The 17,502-nt window shown below is 61.3% G+C and carries 15 protein-coding genes; all 15 read right to left on the reverse strand.

Features of this window, described 5'->3' with window-relative positions; translation table 11 throughout:
- Positions 1-1,482: a mannitol dehydrogenase family protein gene (locus VB672_RS14625; protein WP_329784932.1), complete on the reverse strand. Its 1,482-nt coding sequence runs from the start codon at positions 1,480-1,482 to the stop codon at positions 1-3.
- Positions 1,479-3,161 carry a GMC family oxidoreductase gene (locus VB672_RS14630; protein ID WP_329784933.1) on the reverse strand — a complete coding sequence of 561 codons (1,683 nt, stop codon included), beginning with the start codon at positions 3,159-3,161 and terminating at the stop codon, positions 1,479-1,481. The genes VB672_RS14625 and VB672_RS14630 overlap by 4 nt, the downstream gene beginning before the upstream one ends.
- A 21-nt stretch (positions 3,162-3,182) precedes the next feature.
- Complete coding sequence (locus VB672_RS14635) at positions 3,183-4,316, reverse strand: ABC transporter ATP-binding protein (protein ID WP_329784934.1); 1,134 nt, start codon at positions 4,314-4,316, stop codon at positions 3,183-3,185.
- Between the two features lie 15 nt (positions 4,317-4,331).
- Positions 4,332-5,153, reverse strand: a complete 822-nt coding sequence (locus tag VB672_RS14640; protein ID WP_329784935.1) for a carbohydrate ABC transporter permease — start codon at positions 5,151-5,153, stop codon at positions 4,332-4,334.
- A 9-nt stretch (positions 5,154-5,162) separates the two neighbouring features.
- Positions 5,163-6,086, reverse strand: coding sequence for a carbohydrate ABC transporter permease (locus VB672_RS14645; RefSeq protein WP_329784936.1), 924 nt, complete (start codon positions 6,084-6,086; stop codon positions 5,163-5,165).
- A 68-nt stretch (positions 6,087-6,154) separates the two neighbouring features.
- On the reverse strand, positions 6,155-7,471 hold the full coding sequence (locus VB672_RS14650) for an ABC transporter substrate-binding protein (RefSeq protein ID WP_329784937.1): 1,317 nt from the start codon (positions 7,469-7,471) through the stop codon (positions 6,155-6,157).
- 390 nt (positions 7,472-7,861) lie between these two features.
- On the reverse strand, positions 7,862-9,259 hold the full coding sequence (lpdA, locus tag VB672_RS14655) for a dihydrolipoyl dehydrogenase (protein WP_329784938.1): 1,398 nt from the start codon (positions 9,257-9,259) through the stop codon (positions 7,862-7,864).
- Between the two features lie 5 nt (positions 9,260-9,264).
- Positions 9,265-10,590: a dihydrolipoamide acetyltransferase family protein gene (locus tag VB672_RS14660; RefSeq protein ID WP_329784939.1), complete on the reverse strand. Its 1,326-nt coding sequence runs from the start codon at positions 10,588-10,590 to the stop codon at positions 9,265-9,267.
- Between the two features lies 1 nt (position 10,591).
- Positions 10,592-11,605, reverse strand: coding sequence for an alpha-ketoacid dehydrogenase subunit beta (locus VB672_RS14665; protein WP_329784940.1), 1,014 nt, complete (start codon positions 11,603-11,605; stop codon positions 10,592-10,594).
- A gap of 3 nt (positions 11,606-11,608) precedes the next feature.
- Positions 11,609-12,841: a 3-methyl-2-oxobutanoate dehydrogenase (2-methylpropanoyl-transferring) subunit alpha gene (locus tag VB672_RS14670; RefSeq protein WP_329784941.1), complete on the reverse strand. Its 1,233-nt coding sequence runs from the start codon at positions 12,839-12,841 to the stop codon at positions 11,609-11,611.
- A gap of 154 nt (positions 12,842-12,995) precedes the next feature.
- A complete protein-coding gene (locus VB672_RS14675) occupies positions 12,996-13,829 on the reverse strand; it encodes a universal stress protein (RefSeq protein WP_329784942.1) in 834 nt (277 codons plus the stop codon).
- Between the two features lie 104 nt (positions 13,830-13,933).
- Positions 13,934-14,659 carry a DUF2270 domain-containing protein gene (locus tag VB672_RS14680; protein WP_329784943.1) on the reverse strand — a complete coding sequence of 242 codons (726 nt, stop codon included), beginning with the start codon at positions 14,657-14,659 and terminating at the stop codon, positions 13,934-13,936.
- 366 nt (positions 14,660-15,025) lie between these two features.
- On the reverse strand, positions 15,026-15,946 hold the full coding sequence (locus tag VB672_RS14685) for an MBL fold metallo-hydrolase (protein ID WP_329784944.1): 921 nt from the start codon (positions 15,944-15,946) through the stop codon (positions 15,026-15,028).
- A 97-nt stretch (positions 15,947-16,043) separates the two neighbouring features.
- Positions 16,044-16,706, reverse strand: coding sequence for a peroxiredoxin (locus tag VB672_RS14690; RefSeq protein WP_329784945.1), 663 nt, complete (start codon positions 16,704-16,706; stop codon positions 16,044-16,046).
- A 157-nt stretch (positions 16,707-16,863) separates the two neighbouring features.
- Positions 16,864-17,499, reverse strand: coding sequence for a GntR family transcriptional regulator (locus tag VB672_RS14695; protein WP_329784946.1), 636 nt, complete (start codon positions 17,497-17,499; stop codon positions 16,864-16,866).
- Between the last annotated feature and the right edge of the window lie 3 nt (positions 17,500-17,502).

Here is a 17,502-nt window from a genome sequence, read left to right on the forward strand (position 1 = left end):
TCAGACGCTGCCTTCCAGATAGCGCTGCAGGGTAGCGCGGGCTCCATTGCGCCACAGGCTGTTCAAAGACGTCTCGAACCGGGACCTGAACTGCGGAGCATCAGCCACATCACCGAAGATGTCCCGCAGTCCCAAGAAGGATGCCGGATTGTCCTTTGCGGCCAAAGCCGCGGGTGTCAGGCGGCTGGCATTGGGATCGTCGAGCTTGAAGGGCTCGCCGGCATCGGTCGTTCCTGCGCAATACCGGCACCACAGAGCGGATTCAAGAGCCAATCCCGTCACATCCGCACCTGCCCTGAGCCGATCCCGCGTGGAGGGAAGAATGAACTTAGGCTGCCGGTTTGAACCATCCTGTGCGAGACGCGGAATCGTATCCCCCACATCCGGATTGGCGAAACGGCGAGCGATCAGTCGATAATAGTCCAGAAGGTCAACACCCGGCACTGGAGGCACGCAGGGTATGATCTCTTCGGTCTCCAACTTGTCCAAAAAGCCCCGCACCAGAGGATCAGCCATGGCGTCATGCACGAAGTGGATCCCCAGGAGTCCTGCCGGATAGGCAATCGTGGCATGACCGCCGTTCAGGATGCGAAGCTTCATGAGCTCGAACGCCGCCACATGCGGCGTGAACGTGACGCCGACCTCCTCCAGGGCCGGACGGCCCGTCGGGAAATGGTCTTCCAGAACCCACTGGCGGAACGGCTCGCAGAAGACCGGCCAGTTGTCCTTAATGCCGAAGCGCTCTGCCAGGATGGCGCGCTCCCGGTCGGTCGTCGCAGGCGTGATCCGGTCGACCATGCTGCTGGGAAAGGCCACCTGCTCCCGCACGTAAGCGGCGAGCGCAGGATCGACGAGATCGGCGAGTCCGGCGATGGCGTCCCTGGCGACCTGTCCATTGTGGGGAATGTTGTCGCACGACATCACCGTGAAGGGCTTGAGGCCTTGATTGCGTCGCTGCCTCAGCGCTGCAAGGAGGACCCCGAACACGCCTCTGGGTGCATCCAAATGGGCGGCGTCATGCACGATGTCCGGGTGCTCAGGATTGAAGGTTCCCGTCGCCGGATCGATGCAGTAACCTCCCTCCGTGACCGTCAGGGACACGATGCGCAAAGCCGGATCATCCAGAGCAGCGACGATGGCACGTCCATCCTCGTTGACGGGCACGAAGCCCACCATTGCGCCGGTGACCCGGGCGGTATTGGCCCCGGGTTCGAGTTCCACCACCGTGGTGAGCCAATCCTGAGGCTCCAGTGCCTGCCGCATCCCCCTGTCGCCGGCACGGATGCCAGCACCGATCAGAGCCCAGTCCCGGTCCTTTCCGGCATTGAAGAGATCGTCCAGGTAGACGGCCTGATGGGCGCGGTGAAAGTTCCCGACGCCCATATGAAGGATGCCGGCCCGAAGCTCTTCGCGGGCATAGCGAGGTCTCGCGACACTAGGCGGCAGGTTCGCGAGATTGGCGAGATTCACGCTCTGATTCATGACGGACGGACCTGATCGGGCATAGAGGAAATCCGGTTTGGTAAAGCTGTCGTCGGCTCACGGACTATGCGCGGATGACCAGTCATGATGTCAACAGCCTTGTCAGCGATTGCCAGCACCGGTGCATTCGTGTTGCCGCTGGGAATGGTCGGCATGATGGAAGCGTCAACGATTCTCAGGCCCGCAACGCCGCGAACAGCCAACTCCGGCGTGACGACCGCAAGGGGATCGCCTTCGGTTCCCATACGGCAGGTACCCGCCGGGTGATAATTGGTTTTGACTGTTCTGCGGCAATGATCGGCGAGGTTTTCGTCCGAAGCGATCGCCCCACCTGGGAACAACTCCTGCGTGACCATTTCTCTAACGGGACTTGTCGCGAGAATCATTCGCGAGAAACGCAATCCTGCGATCGTCAGGCGAAGATCGTCCGGATCACCGAAGAATTGTGGGTCGACCAGCGGCAACGCGGCCGGGTCAGCCGATGCAAGACGTACCGAACCCCGCGCCTTCGGGCGCAGCAGGCAGGGGTTCAACGTCACGCCATGGGTTGGTTCGACGCCCGAGACGTCGCGGTCGAGATAGACGGTCGGGACGCAGTACAGCTGGATGGTCGGCCGCGCGCCGCCGTCGGGATCGATGAAGGCGCAGGCCTCCACGCCCGTGGTGGTCACGGCGCCTGATTTGAACAGCATGTACTGCAGACCATGACTTAGCATTGCGAGACCGCGATCCTGACCGAAATAGCCGAAGGCTCCGGATGTCGCCGCAACAATGGGAACCTCATGATGATCTTGGAGGTTTTTGCCCACGCCGGGCAGGTCGGCGACAACGTCAATCCCATGCCGTGACAGCTCGTCGGCCGGACCGATGCCGGACAGCATCAGGAGTTTAGGCGTCGAATAGGTGCCAGCAGCGAGAATCACCTCCGCATCAGCGAAGATGGTTTCCGATCCGAATGCCCCAGCAAGCTCCACACCCGTCGCACGGCCCCTTTCCAATCGGATGCGAGTGACCGTCGTCTCCGTCAACACGGTCAAATTTGGATTGGACGAAACAGGTTGGAGGAACGCATCGACGGCACTGCATCGGCGGCGCGTGGTCCAATCGATCGTATGCTGCATGAACCCGACGCCGCTTTGGCGAGCTCCATTGAAGTCGGCCGTATAGGGGATGCCTTGCTCCTGCATTGCCTGCACGAAGGCGCGGCTCATGGCGGAATGCTGGCCCAGATGGGACACCTTCAACGGGCCGCTCACACCATGATAGGGTGCGCCCAGGTGATCGTTGCCCTCCTGCCTGATGAAATAAGGAAGAAGATCCCTGTAGCTCCACCCTGCCCCGCCCAGGGCTTCGTCCCACGCATCGTAATCCTCCGCCTGCCCGCGGATGTAGACCATGGCGTTGACCGCGCTTCCGCCGCCTAGCACCTTGGCCTGCGGGACGATGGGAGCCCGGCCGGAAAGCTGCTCTTGAGGGAGCACATGATGCATCGTGAGATAGGTGTCCCGGGCGAGAAACTTCATGTAGCCCGCCGGCATGGCAAGAATCGGACTCACCCGGCGGGATCCCGCCTCGACGAGCAGAACGCGGGCGCCATGTTCGCCCACAAGGCGGCTTGCCACGACGCAGCCTGCGCTGCCACCGCCAACAATGATATAATCGAATCGCTTCGAGGCCATGACCCGCCTCCGGAAAAGGCTTCAGCTCGCCTTGCGGGTCGGCAGACGCCTTAAACTGGCGAGCGGATGCCGCTGCACGCGCTCGATCGCGACACCGTCGCCGTCGAACAGATGGCAGGTTGCCGGATCGAGTTTGATCGCGACACGTTCATGCACGCCTGTCGGAATTTCCCCATCCGCCTGCACGATGATCATCGCGCCATCCTTGAGCTGAGTGTAGAGAAACGTCTCACCCCCTAGCCGCTCGACGACCATCACCTCACCGATGATTTCACCATCTCCCGCCAGATGCATATGCTCGGGCCGCACGCCGAGAGTGACTGCATCTCCAACTTTCTGGCGCCCGGGTCGAACCGGAACCGCCAGAATGGAACCACCGGCAAGCTGGATGGTGGTTGCGGCCTCTGCCACTGCCGTCACTGTCGCGGGAAGGAAATTCATCTTGGGGCTGCCGATGAAGCCAGCCACGAACAGGTTTCTCGGATGATGATAGAGCTCAAGCGGCGTGCCGGCCTGCTCGACGATCCCGCCTTGGAGCACCACGATCTTGTCCGCCATCGTCATGGCCTCGACTTGGTCGTGAGTGACATAGATCATGGTCGCTGCCAGTTCGTCGTGCAGGCGAGCGAGTTCGATACGCATCTGGACCCGCAGCGCGGCATCGAGATTGGAAAGCGGCTCGTCGAAGAGAAAGACCTTGGGCTTGCGCACGATGGCTCGACCGATCGCCACGCGCTGCCGCTGTCCGCCGGACAGTTCTTTCGGCTTGCGGTCCAGGAGCTTGTCCAGATGCAGGATGCGTGCCGCTTCCGCCACCTTGGCACGTCGCTCCTCCTTGGAGACGCCTGCGAGCCGAAGAGAAAATCCCATGTTGTCCGCAACGGACATATGCGGGTAGAGCGCATAGGATTGGAACACCATGGCAAGGCCGCGCTCTGATGGCGGCACATCATTGACCCGCTGACCGTCGATCAGCAGATCGCCTTCGGTGATCTCCTCAAGCCCGGCGATCATCCGCAGGAGCGTCGATTTTCCGCAGCCGGAAGGCCCGACGAAGACGCAGAACTCCCGGTCGTCGATGGACAGATCGACGCCCTTGATCACCTGGACCGAACCGTAATTCTTCTGAATGCCTTTGAGCACAACCGTCGACATGTTGAACTTCCCGCTTTATTTGACGGCTCCGAAGGTCAGGCCGCGTACGAGCTGGCGCTGGCTCATCCATCCGAACACCAAGATGGGCGCGATGGCGATCGTCGATGCGGCCGAGAGCTTGGCCCAGAACAATCCTTCAGGAGCAGAGAACGAAGCGATGAAGGTGGTCAGCGGCGCCGCCTCTGAAGTGGTGAGGTTCAGGCTCCAAAACGCCTCGTTCCAGCACAGAATGATGGACAGGAGTGCCGTCGACGCAATCCCGGGCAGCGACAGAGGCAGGAGCAGCATCCAGACCTCCTGCTTGGGCTTCGCGCCATCCATGCGGCCGGCCTCGAGAATGTCCTTCGGGACCTCCTTGAAGAAGGTGTAGAGCATCCACACCACGATAGGCAGGTTCATCAGCGTATAGACGACGATCAAGCCCCAGCGCGTATCAATCGCGCCGGTATCCCGGAAGAGCAGATAAATCGGGATCAGGACGCCAACGGCCGGCATCATCTTGGTCGAAAGCATCCAGAGCAGCAGATCCTTCGTGCGCTTTCCTGGAAAGAACGCCATGGCATAGGCGGCCGGAACGGCGATGAGCGTCGCCAGAAGCGTGGCGCCGACGGAGATCACGATGCTGTTGATGGCAAAATGGATGTAATCGGCCCGTTCGCGCACCGTGACATAGTTTTCCAGCGTTGGGCTGAAGAAGAGTTTGGGCGGCGTCGCAACCGCCTCAACCTCGGTCTTGAAGCTTGTCAGCATCATCCAGAAGATCGGGAAGAAGATCAGTCCTGCGGCAAGCCATCCGACCAGCGTGAGGATGAGCTTTTTGCGGGTTTTGGGATGCATGGCTCAACCTCAATCGGCGATGTTCTTGGCGATCGAGCGCACGAGGAAGATCGCCACGATGTTGGCGAGGATCACGGCGATCACCCCTGCAGCCGAGGCACCCCCTACGTCATACTCCCGCAAGGCCCGCAGATAGATCAGGAAGGCCAGATTGGTCGAGGCAAGGCCTGGGCCGCCCGAGGTGGTGACGTAAATTTCGGCAAAGACGGACAGCAGGAAGATCGTCTCGATCATGATGACGACGCTGATGGCACGGCCGAGATGGGGCAGGATGATGAAGAAGAACATCGAGATCGGGCCTGCTCCATCCATGCGCGCGGCCTCCTTCTGCTCGCTGTCGAGCGATTGGATCGCCGTGAGCAGGATCAGCAGGGCGAAGGGCAGCCATTGCCATGCGACGATGATGATGACGGAGGTCAGCGGGAAACTGCCGAAGAAGTCGATGGCCGGGAAGCCAAGAGAGCGTGCGAAGAATGCAAAGAGCCCGTTGACCGGGTGCATGAGCATGTTCTTCCAGATGAGGGCGCTCACCGTCGGCATGACGAAGAAGGGAGCGATGGCCAGCAGGCGCGCAATGCCCCGGCCGTAAAATTCCTGGTCGAACAGGACGGCAAGAAGGGTACCGAGCCCGACCGTGATCACGAGCACCCAGAACACCAGGAAGAGAGTGTTGGCCATCGCCGTCCAGAGGGACGGATCGGTGAGCAGAAAGGTATAGTTCTCGAAGCCCGCAAATCCGCCAACCGACGGATCGAGTAGGTTGTAGTATTGAAACGAAAACCAGAGCGTCATCACCAAGGGCACGATCATCCAGAGGAAGAGGATGATCACGGATGGTGCAATCAAGGGCAGGGTTCTGACATTCCGCTGGCTGCGCCTCCCGGCAGGAGCGGACGCACCGGGAACGGGGACAGTTGTGGTGGTGCTCGCCATCTCGGTTGCTCACACTGGAGAAGACGCCCGGCGGACGATGATTGTCCGCCGGGCGCGTGGCGATCGGCCTATTTCGGATAGCCGGCCTGCTTCATCGTGCGCTCAGTCGAGCGTTGGGCCGTTTCGAGGGCCTGCTCTACCGTCGTCTGTCCGGCCAAGGCGGCCGCGATCTGTTGGCCGACGGCCGTGCCGATGCCCTGGAATTCGGGAATGGCGACATACTGGATCCCGATATAAGGCACAGGGTCTTTCGTCGGCTTGGTCAGATCAGCATTAACGACCGCGTCATAGACCACCTTCGCGAAGGGGGCAGCCTTCTGGTACTCGGGATTGTCATAGGTCGACTTGCGTGTGCCGGGAGGCGCCGCGACCCAACCGGCCTCGTTACCGACCAGCGTGACATAGTCCTTCGACGTGGCCCATTTCACAAAGGACTTGGCGGCATCGACCTTCTTCGAGGAGGCCGGAATGCCGAGCGACCACGCCCAGAACCAGCCCGATCCGTTGCTCGTGACCTGCACCGGCGCCGCCGTGAACGCCGTCTTGTCGGCCACCTGGCTTTCCTTCGGGTTGTAGATGTAGCCCGCCGCCGACGTGGCATCGACCCACATGGCGCAATGGCCCGTCGCGAACAGAGCGCGGTTCTCGTTGTGTCCGTTCGCGGTCGCGCCCGGCGGTCCGTACTCCCGGATGTTCTTGACGTAGTAATTGATCGCGTTCTTCCACGGCTCGGTCGTAAGCTGGGGCTCCCACTTCTCATTGAACCAGCGCCCGCCGAAGGCATTCACCATGGGGCCAATGAAGGCCATGTTCTCGCCCCAGCCTGGCTTTCCGCGCTGGCAGAATCCGTATTGCTCCTTGGACTTGTCGGTCAGCTTGGCTGCGTATTCCGCAATCTGATCGTAGGTCGGCTTAGCGGGCATCTTAATGCCGGCCTGATCGAACAGATCCTTGCGGTAGAACGTGAATGAGCTTTCGGCATAGAACGGCACGGCATAGAGCTTGCCGTTATAGGACAGACCGTTCTTCACGGATGGGATGATGTCGGCATAATCATAATCGGCGCCGAGGTCATCGAGAGTGACAAGCCAGTTCTGCTTGCCCCAAATCGGCGCCTCATAGGAGCCGATCGTGATGATGTCGAACTGCCCGCCCTTGGTGGCGATATCGGTGGTGGCGCGCTGGCGCAGCACGTTTTCTTCAAGCACGACCCAGTTCAACTTGTTGCCGGTCGCCTGCTCCCACTTAGGAGACAGCCGCTGCATGATGATCATGTCCGCATTATTGACTGTCGCGATCGTCAAGGTCTGGCCTTGAGCCAGCGCCAGACCCGTGCCTGCAATCCAACCCGCTGCAGACCATAGCGTAAGCTGTCTCAACTGCATTGCATCCTCCCGATGGAAGCTGTTTTGGATTGTTATTGATTATAAGAATGAATGCTGGCACGACCAGTAATAGGCGTCAATTACTTAGGCGCTATCTGGATTATTGAAATATATATCATTCTTCATGATGTGCTTTGCATGGATGTTTCTGTTCCGTGATTTACTTCCTGAGAGGAGTTGTCACGACCATCGACATGCCTAGATAGAGCCGCCGCACAAGGAGCCTCGGTCACCACACGGCACGAGCGTCAACGTCGATGACAGCATCACCGCCGGGGCAAACAGTCGACCCGCGTCAAGGCCTCCCTGTTCGACCCAGCCGGGGTCAACGGGCGATCAGGGCGCCTATAGCATTATCGACTCACCCCGACGGGGGAGCACGACGCTGCGTCAGATATGGAGTTCCTGTCCCAGCGCTTTGAGCGTCGCTTCCTGGAATGCCTCGCCCTGGGTCGGATGAGCATGAATCGTCCCTGCAATATCCTCCAGTCGCGCACCCATCTCCAGCGCGAGGCCGAAGGCCGCCGCCAGTTCGGAAACGCCATGCCCAACGGCCTGAATGCCAAGAACCAGATGGTTGTCCGTACGGGCGACCACCCGCACGAAACCGTCCTCGCCCATCTTGGTCATCGCCCGGCCGTTGGCTGAGAACGGAAACTGCCCGACTTTGATGTCGACCTCCGTTCGCCGCGCGTCATCCGGCGACAGGCCGACAGCCACCACCTCCGGGTCGGTGAAGCAGACCGCTGGAATGCTGCGCTTGTCCCAGATCCGCTTATGACCGGCGACGATCTCAGCCACCATCTCGCCCTGCGCCATGGCGCGATGGGCCAGCATCGGCTCCCCGGTCACGTCGCCGATGGCATAGATCCCGCGCATGGAGGTCTGGCAGCGTTCGTCGATGCGGACGAACTGGCCGTCCATGTCGAGGACGAGTTCGTCGAGGCCACATCCTTCGGTGACTGGCCTCCGGCCAACCGTGACGAGGATCCTGTCGGCCCCAAGGGATCTCTCCGCCCCGTCCGCCGTCTCGACCAACAATGCCCCATCGGCTTTTGTCAGCCCCTTCGCCTTGGCGCCGGTCATCACCTCGATGCCGAGGGCCTGCAGCCTCTTGGACACCGGGCGCGTCAATTCGGCATCGTATTGCGGCAAGATACGGGCCTGCGCCTCGACGATCGTGACCTTTGCTCCCATCTTGGCGAAGGCGGTTCCGAGCTCCAGGCCGATATAGCCGCCGCCGACCACGACGAGCCGCTCAGGAACTGCCGTGAGCGCCAGCGCCTGGGTGGAGGAGATGACCGGTCCGCCGAACGGCAGGTTCGGCAGTTCGACGGGAGCCGAGCCCGTTGCAATCACCACATTCTCGGCACGGATGATCTGCCGGCCCGTTTCCGTCTCCACTTCGACCGTCTTGCCGTCACGAAAGCGCGCCCGCCCCTGAACGATCTTGACCTTCGCCTTCTTGAGCAATCCCGACACGCCGCTGTTGAGGCGACCGACGATGCCGTCCTTCCAGGCGATCGTCTGGGCGAGGTCGAGTTCCGGCTTCGTCGTTGTGATCCCGAGCGCGTTGCGCCCGTTCGCCAGGTGAACGATCCTGTCGTACTCCTCCGCCGCATGAATGAGCGCCTTAGAGGGGATGCAGCCGACATTGAGACAAGTTCCGCCGAGCTTGCCCGCATCGACGATGACCGTGTCGATCCCCAGTTGCCCGGCACGAATGGCGCAGACATAGCCGCCAGGTCCGGCTCCGATGACCAGGAGCTTGCAGGAAATATCCTTCATCGGCCTCAAGTCTCCACGAAGATCATGGCAGGTGTCTCCAGAAGCGCCTTGATGCGCTGCACAAAGACTGCCGCGTCCCAGCCGTCGATGATCCTGTGATCGAAGCTGGAGGACAGGTTCATCATTTTGCGGGGGGTGAAGGTCGAGCCGTCCCAGACCGGCCGCACCATCATCTTGTTGACGCCCACGATGGCGACCTCGGGATAATTGATCACCGGCGTGGTGACGATGCCCCCCATGGCGCCGAGCGACGTGATGGTGATCGTCGATCCGCTGAGCTCATCGCGGCTCGCGAGGCCTGCCTTCGCCGCCTCGGCAAGCCGGTTCAGCTCAGCCGCACAGTCCCAGAGGTCGCGGCTCTCCGCATGTTTCACCACCGGCACCATGAGGCCGGAGCCCGTCTGCGTCGCAATGCCGATATGCACGCCTCCGTGCTGATGCACGATACCGGCATCATCATCGTAGATGGCATTCAGATGCGGTTGTTCCGCAATGGCCTTCACCAGCGCGCGCATCAGGAACGGAAGCAGGGTCAGTTTCGGTCGGTCGGCCCGCCTGTTCGCATTGAGCGAAGACCGCAGCTCCTCGAGCGCCGTCACGTCGACCTCTTCGACATAGGTGATGTGCGGGATTCGCGATTTCGCAATCGCCATCTTCTCCGCGATCTTGCGGCGCAGCCCGATCACCTTGATGTGCTCGACCGCGGTGTTCTGGGCAAGCCCTGGTGCCTTGGCAACCTGGCGTCCATGAGTGAAGAAGGCGTCCAGATCCTCGTGGGTGATCCGGCCGGCTGGACCAGAGCCCGGAACCTGCCGCAGATCGACTCCCGCCTCACGTGCCCGCAACCGGACCGCCGGCGAGGCTATCGGCCGCTCGCCTTCGGCGCGTGTCACCGGCGCGCGGTGCAGCCTCGCGGCAGGAGGTTGCGCGCTCTCTGCCGGCCGATGCGGTGTGCTCACGGCCTGCCGTTCGACGATGGCTTCCGGGACCCTGACGGCACCATCTGCCTGAGCTTCGATTTCGCTGGTTCGGGCGGGCGGCTCAGCCGCCTTCGCTGCCGGGCTGCTTTCGGAAGAGGCGCTGTCCCCTCCTTCCACCTTCAGGCGGATCAGGGGCGAGCCGATGGCCACCACGTCGCCGATCTCGGCGCCGAGCCACAGGACCTCGCCATCGACGGGCGAAGGGATTTCCACCGTCGCCTTGTCGGTCATCACCGCAGCCAACACTGCATCCTCGCGGACGAGGTCTCCCACCTTGACGTGCCACTCGACGAGTTCGGCCTCGGCGATCCCCTCACCGACATCGGGCATTTTGATCAGGTGCTCGCCCATGTCAGGCCTCCATCGTCTCGACAAGGGCGCGCCCGACGCGGGCCGGCCCCGGGAAGTAGTCCCATTCCTGAGCATGGGGATAGGGCGTATCCCATCCGGTCACCCGGGCGACGGGTGCCTCCAGCTGGAAGAAGCAGGATTCCTGAACAAGCCCTGCCAATTCCGCCCCGAAACCCGACGTCAGTGTGGCCTCGTGCACGACCACGCAGCGGCCTGTTTTTCTGACCGATGCCGCAATCGTCTCCATGTCGAGCGGGATCAGCGTCCGCAGGTCGATGATCTCCGCATCGATGCCGGTCTCAGCGGCAGCGGCCTGTGCGACGTAGACCATCGTGCCATAAGCCAGCACGGTGACGGCAGCGCCCTCCCGCACGATCGAGGCCTTGCCGAGGGGCAGGCTGAAATGACCGTTCGGCACCTCGCTCAAATCGTGCTTCGACCACGGCGTCACCGGACGGTCGTGATGCCCGTCAAAGGGCCCATTGTAGAGCCGCTTCGGCTCCAGGAAGATGACGGGATCCGGGTCTTCGATGGCCGCGATCAGAAGTCCCTTGGCATCGCGCGGGTTGGACGGCACGACCGTCTTCAAACCCGCCACGTGGGTGAACAGAGCCTCCGGGCTCTGGCTATGGGTCTGGCCGCCGAAAATGCCACCGCCGGTCGGCATCCGGATCACCATGGGACAGGTGAATTCGCCGTTCGAGCGGTAGCGGAGCCGGGCCGCCTCGGACACGATCTGGTCGTAGGCCGGATACATGTAATCGGCGAACTGGATTTCGATGCACGGCCGCAATCCGTAGCTGGCCATGCCGATCGCCGTTCCGACGATGCCGGATTCATTGATCGGTGCATCGAAGCAGCGCGTCTTTCCGTATTTCTGCTGCAGACCGGCGGTGCAGCGGAAGACGCCGCCGAAATAGCCCACATCCTCGCCGAAGACCACGACGCGCTCGTCGCGCGCCATCATCACATCCATAGCGTCACGAATGGCCTCGATCATCGTCATGCGCGCCATGGCTCAGACTCCCGCCTGCTGCCGCTGACGACGCAGATGCGGCGGCATCTCGGCATAGACTCCGTCGAACATCTCCCGGGCGGACGGCTTGGCACCGGCATGGAGCGTGCCATAGCTCTCCGCCTCCTTCTGGGCCGCGATCACAGTATCGAGGATCTCGGCCTCCGCCTGCTTGTGCCGTTCCTCCGACCAGGCTCCGCGCAAGATCAGATGGTTTTTAAGCCGGATGATCGGATCGCCGAGAGGCCAGGCATCGGATTCCGTTTTCGGGCGGTAAGCCGACGGATCGTCGGACGTCGAATGAGCGCCGACCCGATAGGTGACGTATTCGACGAGAGTCGGGCCGAGATTGCGCCGGGCCCGCTCGGCGGCCCATTTCGCGACCGCATAGACGGCGAGGTAATCGTTGCCATCGACCCGCAGAGACGGAATGCCGAAGCCTAGGCCACGGGCGGCAAAGGTCCCAGCCCCACCCCGGGCGATGCCCTGGAATGTGGAGATCGCCCATTGATTGTTGACGATGTTGAGAATGACCGGCGCCTTGTAGGTGGACGCGAAGACGAGCGCTGCATGGAAGTCCGATTCCGCCGTCGATCCGTCCCCGATCCAGGCGGCCGCGATCTTGGTGTCGTTTTGGATCGCCGAGGCCATGGCCCAGCCGACCGCCTGGACATACTGGGTGGCGAGATTGCCCGAGATGGTGAAGAACCCATGCTCCTTTGAGGAATACATGACGGGCAGCTGGCGCCCTTTGAGCGGATCGCGGGAATTCGAGTAGACCTGACACATCATGTCGACCATGGAATAACCGCCGGCGATCAGGAGACCGGCCTGGCGGTAGGTCGGAAAATTCATGTCCCCCGGCGAGAGCGCTTTGCGAAACGCGCAGCTGATCGCCTCCTCGCCCAGATGCTGCATGTAGAAGGAGGTCTTCCCCTGCCTCTGGGCAATCAGCATCCGTGCATCAAAGGTACGCAGCGTCATCATGTTGCGCATGCCCTCGATCAGCTCTTCATCGCTCAGGAGCCCGGCCCAGGGCCCAACCGCTTCCCCTGCGCGGTTGAGAACCCGAATGATGGAAAATGCGAGGTCCCGAATGGTTTCCGGTTCCACATCAACCTCAGGCCGCGGGACGGCTCCGGCCTTGGGGATCTTCACATTCGAGAAGTCGGGGGTTCCCCCCGGTCGAACGGCTGGTTCGGGTACGTGCAGGGTCAGCGGTCCATAATCGGTCATGGTCTTTCGTTCTCCTCCCGAGAGAACTAGGAACGAAACACCATTCGGCCATAGGCTGAGCTGTTTCTAAAGGGGCAAAGAGCGGTTATCGACAGGCTCCGAAAGCACAACACACCTGGCCGGCGTCGATCACCATGCGCCGAGCCCTTCACACCTAGTGAGCCATCAGGACCGGCAACGCGGCATGCTCAATGATGTGGCTCGTGGCACCGCCGAAAATCATCTGCCTCAAGCGGCTTTGGGTATAGGCTCCCTTGACGAGCAGATCCGCATGGAACGAGGCAGCGTCCTCCAGAATAGCCTCGCCGGGAGAGCGCGTGTTCAGCCTGCGCGCCGCAGTCTCGGCCTTGATTCCGTTTCGCTTGAGGCGAAGTGCCAATTCGGGGCCGCTTGGCCCCTCCCCACCCCAGCCCTCCAGCGTCAGAACGACAACCCGGCCGGCCTTCTCCAGAATGGGCATTGCGAGCGCCACCGTCCGGGCCGTTTCCGTGCTGCCGTTCCAGGCGACCACGATGGTCTCGCCGATGGACGCCGGGGCGGAGGGCGGAACCATCAGCACAGGCCGTCCGCCTTCGAACAGGGCAGCCTCAAGGGTGGCCAGCCTCGGCGGCTCATCGCGCGATCCTGGTCGTCCAAGCACGATCAGGTCGAACACCCGGCCGAAACTGCCAATATAGCTGTCCCCGAACAATTGCTGGCCGAGCCATCCGCAGGAAACCTCGTCCGGCGCCTCCGTCTTGCGCGGCACCGAGCAGGATAGCATGAAGTCCTCGAAGAGATGCCGCGACCGCTCCACAAGTTCACGCTGCTCCTTTTCGCTCAGGATGCTCCAGCCGACCGGAACATCGAAGGCGACGACATCAGGGATATCGGGACCGAGCGCCAAGCCCTCCACATGGCTCCCGAACCGGCCTGCCACCAGCAGGGCGGCATCCAGGACCGAGCGGATGAAGCTATGCTGCTCAACCGGAACCAATATGGCTTTCATGGCAACCACCTCGGTCAGCTTGCGAGCGATGCCCGAGAAGCATCATACTCCCAAACCCAGCTTTCGGCACATCCTATCTTCGTGTTGCGCCGAGCGCTGCGCCTTCAAACGTGCACGTTTCCGAAGGCCAGTTCCCCCTCCCCCTGGGGCTTGCGGAGGGCGGCATAGAGGACCCAGCCATAGAAGACCGTCAGCACGGTGATCACGGCCCATCCTGGAACCGGCCCAATGGCGGCATTCCGGACCCATTCCCCCGCCGACGTAACCAGGCTGGCTTCGACGGCATTTTCCTGCATCCTGATGAAAGTCGTCTTCACCAGCCAGGCCAACAGCAGGATCAGGAACATCCAGCAATAATTGCGCCTGAGGCGGCGTGAGAGGGCTTGGCTGGTGCTGGTCAGAAACAGAGGACGCCTGAGATCGTCCCCGAGCTTTCGAACCCAATCGTCTGTCGTACCATCCTCGGGAGCGAAGATCTGGGCAAAGTAGTTGCGTTCTATCTGACGTACGCGGTTGCGGTAGACATCGAAGAAGCGATAGCGGCGCGCCTCGATCACCAGCAGCAGCAGGACCAGAATCATGGCGAAGATCAGAACGCCGTGGTGGGCGGTCGGCGTGGAGAGGGAGACCGACAGCATGGCGGCCACAACGGTGATGGCCCAGTTGGTGGTCCGGTCGATCCTGTCGCGCCACCCCGCCATGCGGGCGATCTCGGCGCGGTAGTAATGCGCCATGAGGTTGATGAACTCGGTCGAACTACCTGGGAACACCGGCGCCTTGATGGACGGGTGCAGGGTCTGCACGCTGCCTTGATCGTTCTTCGGCGACATGATGGCGCTCCCTCCGCCCTGACAGTCGTTGGACACCACCGGTCAGCTCTGAAGGCTCGCCCGCTTCCTAAGATCTCACCGGGAGAAATCTATCATAGCATCCCACGACGATTTTCGAAGATCGCGCACGATGAAAGTACCTATCTGTCAGCTTCCTTCTCAACGGAATCTTTTCCAAAGTTCTTGCCTGCTCCAGTCAAACGGGCGCGGGCGGATGCTTGGAGCACCTGCTCCAGTTTGAACAGCTGTGACTGGTAGCATGTGCCATAGACATACCAAACGGTCTCAATCATACGATTAGACCGAAATGCATATGAGCGGCCCTTCCGCTTTCGTTGCCGTCACACACTTATATGAGAGGCTGAGTCAATCCCAAACGGCATGGGGGAGCGCCTCGAGCGGTATCTTGAGATAGCGCCTCCCGTTGCTCTCCGGCGTGGGCAATCGACCGCCAGCCATGTTTACCTGCAGAGCATGCAGGATCAGCTTCGGCATCGGCAGCTTGGCGTCTCGCGCCTGACGCATTGCAACGAATTCGTCCTCAGTGCGAGCTTGGACAAGATGGACGTTTTGGTCTCTTTGGCTCGCGATCGTGCTCTCCCAAGCCGGAGCTCGGCCTCCTGGCATGTAATCATGACCGGAGAATAGTCGCGTGCCGTCGGGCAGAGCGAGAATGTGATGAATGGTGCGCCACAAGGCTCGCGCGTTCCCTCCGGGGAAATCGCACCGGGCCGTGCCGAAATCGGGCATGAAGAGCGTATCATGGATGAAGGCGGCATCCCCGACGACATAGGTGATGGATGCAAGCGTATGCCCCGGTGAGAAGACAACCCTTGCATTCATGTCTCCGATCTGAAAGACGTCACCATCGGCGAACAGATGGTCCCATTGGGAGCCGTTCGCCTCGAACCCGGTGAGATTGTAGATTTTCCTCCAAAGCCGCTGGACATCGACGACACGCTCGCCGATGGCTGTCTTCGCACCTGTCCGGTCCTTCAGATAGCCGGATGCAGAAAAGTGATCTGCATGTGGGTGCGTGTCGAGGATCCACTCGACCTTCAGTCCCCGTTCCTCCACGAGAGCAAGCAGGGTATCGGCCGACGTGGTCGCGATAGATCCCGACTTTTCATCATAGTCAAGAATCGGGTCAATGAGAGCGCAGCGTCCGCTTGCAGGGTCTGACACCACATACTGCACGCTGCAGGTGCGCTTGTCGAAAAAGGCGTCGACCTGCGGTTTGGCAGTCGAAAGGGCGTGCGTCGAGTGATGGGAAACCGTTGCACTCATTACCTCTGCTCCTTGAGACGCACGAGACCATTGGATCCTCCGAACCGTCACTTGGTGCGACACGGACGATCGGATTTTCAAATGAACGTTGACCTCTTCAGGTACCAGGCTGCGGCACGATCCGGATATAAGGCTTAGGAGCCTTCCAGCCTTGCGGATAGATCGTCTTGGCCTCTTCGTCCGGAACCGATCCTGCGATGATGACGTCCTCACCCTGCCTCCAGTTGGCAGGCGTGGCGACCCGGTGTTTAGCCGTGAGCTGGAGGGAATCAATGACCCGGAGCACCTCATCGAAGTTGCGGCCGGTCGTCATCGGATAGATGAGAACCAGCTTGATCTTCTTATCTGGCCCGATGACGAACACATTGCGGACAGTCTGATTGTCAGCAGGCGTGCGACCTTCCGAGGTGCCGCTCGTGCTTGCCGGAAGCATCCCATAAAGCTTCGAAACAGTGAGATTGGCGTCCCCGATCATCGGAAAGTTGGGCGCAGCACCTTGGGTCTCTCGGATATCCTCGGCCCATCGGGCATGATTGTCCACCGGATCGACGCTGAGCCCGATGACCTTCACATTGCGCCGGTCGAACTCCGGCTCGATCTTGGCCATGTAACCCAGCTCCGTCGTGCAGACCGGGGTAAAGTCCTTTGGATGTGAGAAGAGCACGCACCAAAAATCGCCAATCCAATCGTGAAAGCGGATGCGCCCTTGCGTGGTCTCGGCTTCGAAATCCGGTGCGACATCGCCAATCTGGAGTGTCATCGAGAACCTCCTTCTGCAAGCGAGCCCCTTCGCCGGTTGACATATATATACTTCAAAGAGGTGACGGTGAAGTGGCGCTCGGCAAGGGACAAATGCGCGTCGGCGGTACTTCGGGCGACACTAAAACAACGCTCCGATTGACCGAGCTGATTCCCCTTCAGCCCTGCACGAAGACTTCGGCGTGCTCGACCGAGAACCGCCCCAGTTCCTCCATAACCGCCTCCAGATGGGCTTCCATTGCCCGGCGTGCAGCCGGACCATCATGGGTCTCGAGAGCCCGAAAGATCTCCCGATGTTCAGCAAGGGTCACGACATGCCGCCGCGGAGAGGAGAGAAGGCGGCGCACGCGATCGATGTTGGCCCGCGAGGCGTCGATGACGGCAGCCACTCGCGGCATCTCCAGTCCCTCGACCAAAATCATGTGGAACTCGAGATCCAGGGTATGGAAGCCGGGACGATCTCCTCTCGAGACCGCTTCCTGCTGCGCTTCCAGGTTGCTGCGAAGGGCCTCGATAGCCCGGGAGGGCAGATGCCTTGCGGCGGTCTCCGCCACCATCACTTCCAGGGCTTGGCGGATCAGCATCGATTCCCTGACTTCCAAGAGGCGTATTCGTGCCGCCCTGGAGCCGCGCTGGGGCAGGATCTCGACGAGTCCTTCGGCCGATAGGCGCGCGAGAGCCTCGGAAACGGGAAACCGGGACACCCCGAGCGCGGCGCAGACGGCAGCCTTGTCGATGAATTCGCCCGGAGCGAAATCGAGAGCCACGATGGCGGATCGCAGGGACCGTTCCACCTG

Source organism: Microvirga sp. CF3016 (assembly GCF_036314085.1).
Lineage (GTDB): Bacteria > Pseudomonadota > Alphaproteobacteria > Rhizobiales > Beijerinckiaceae > Microvirga.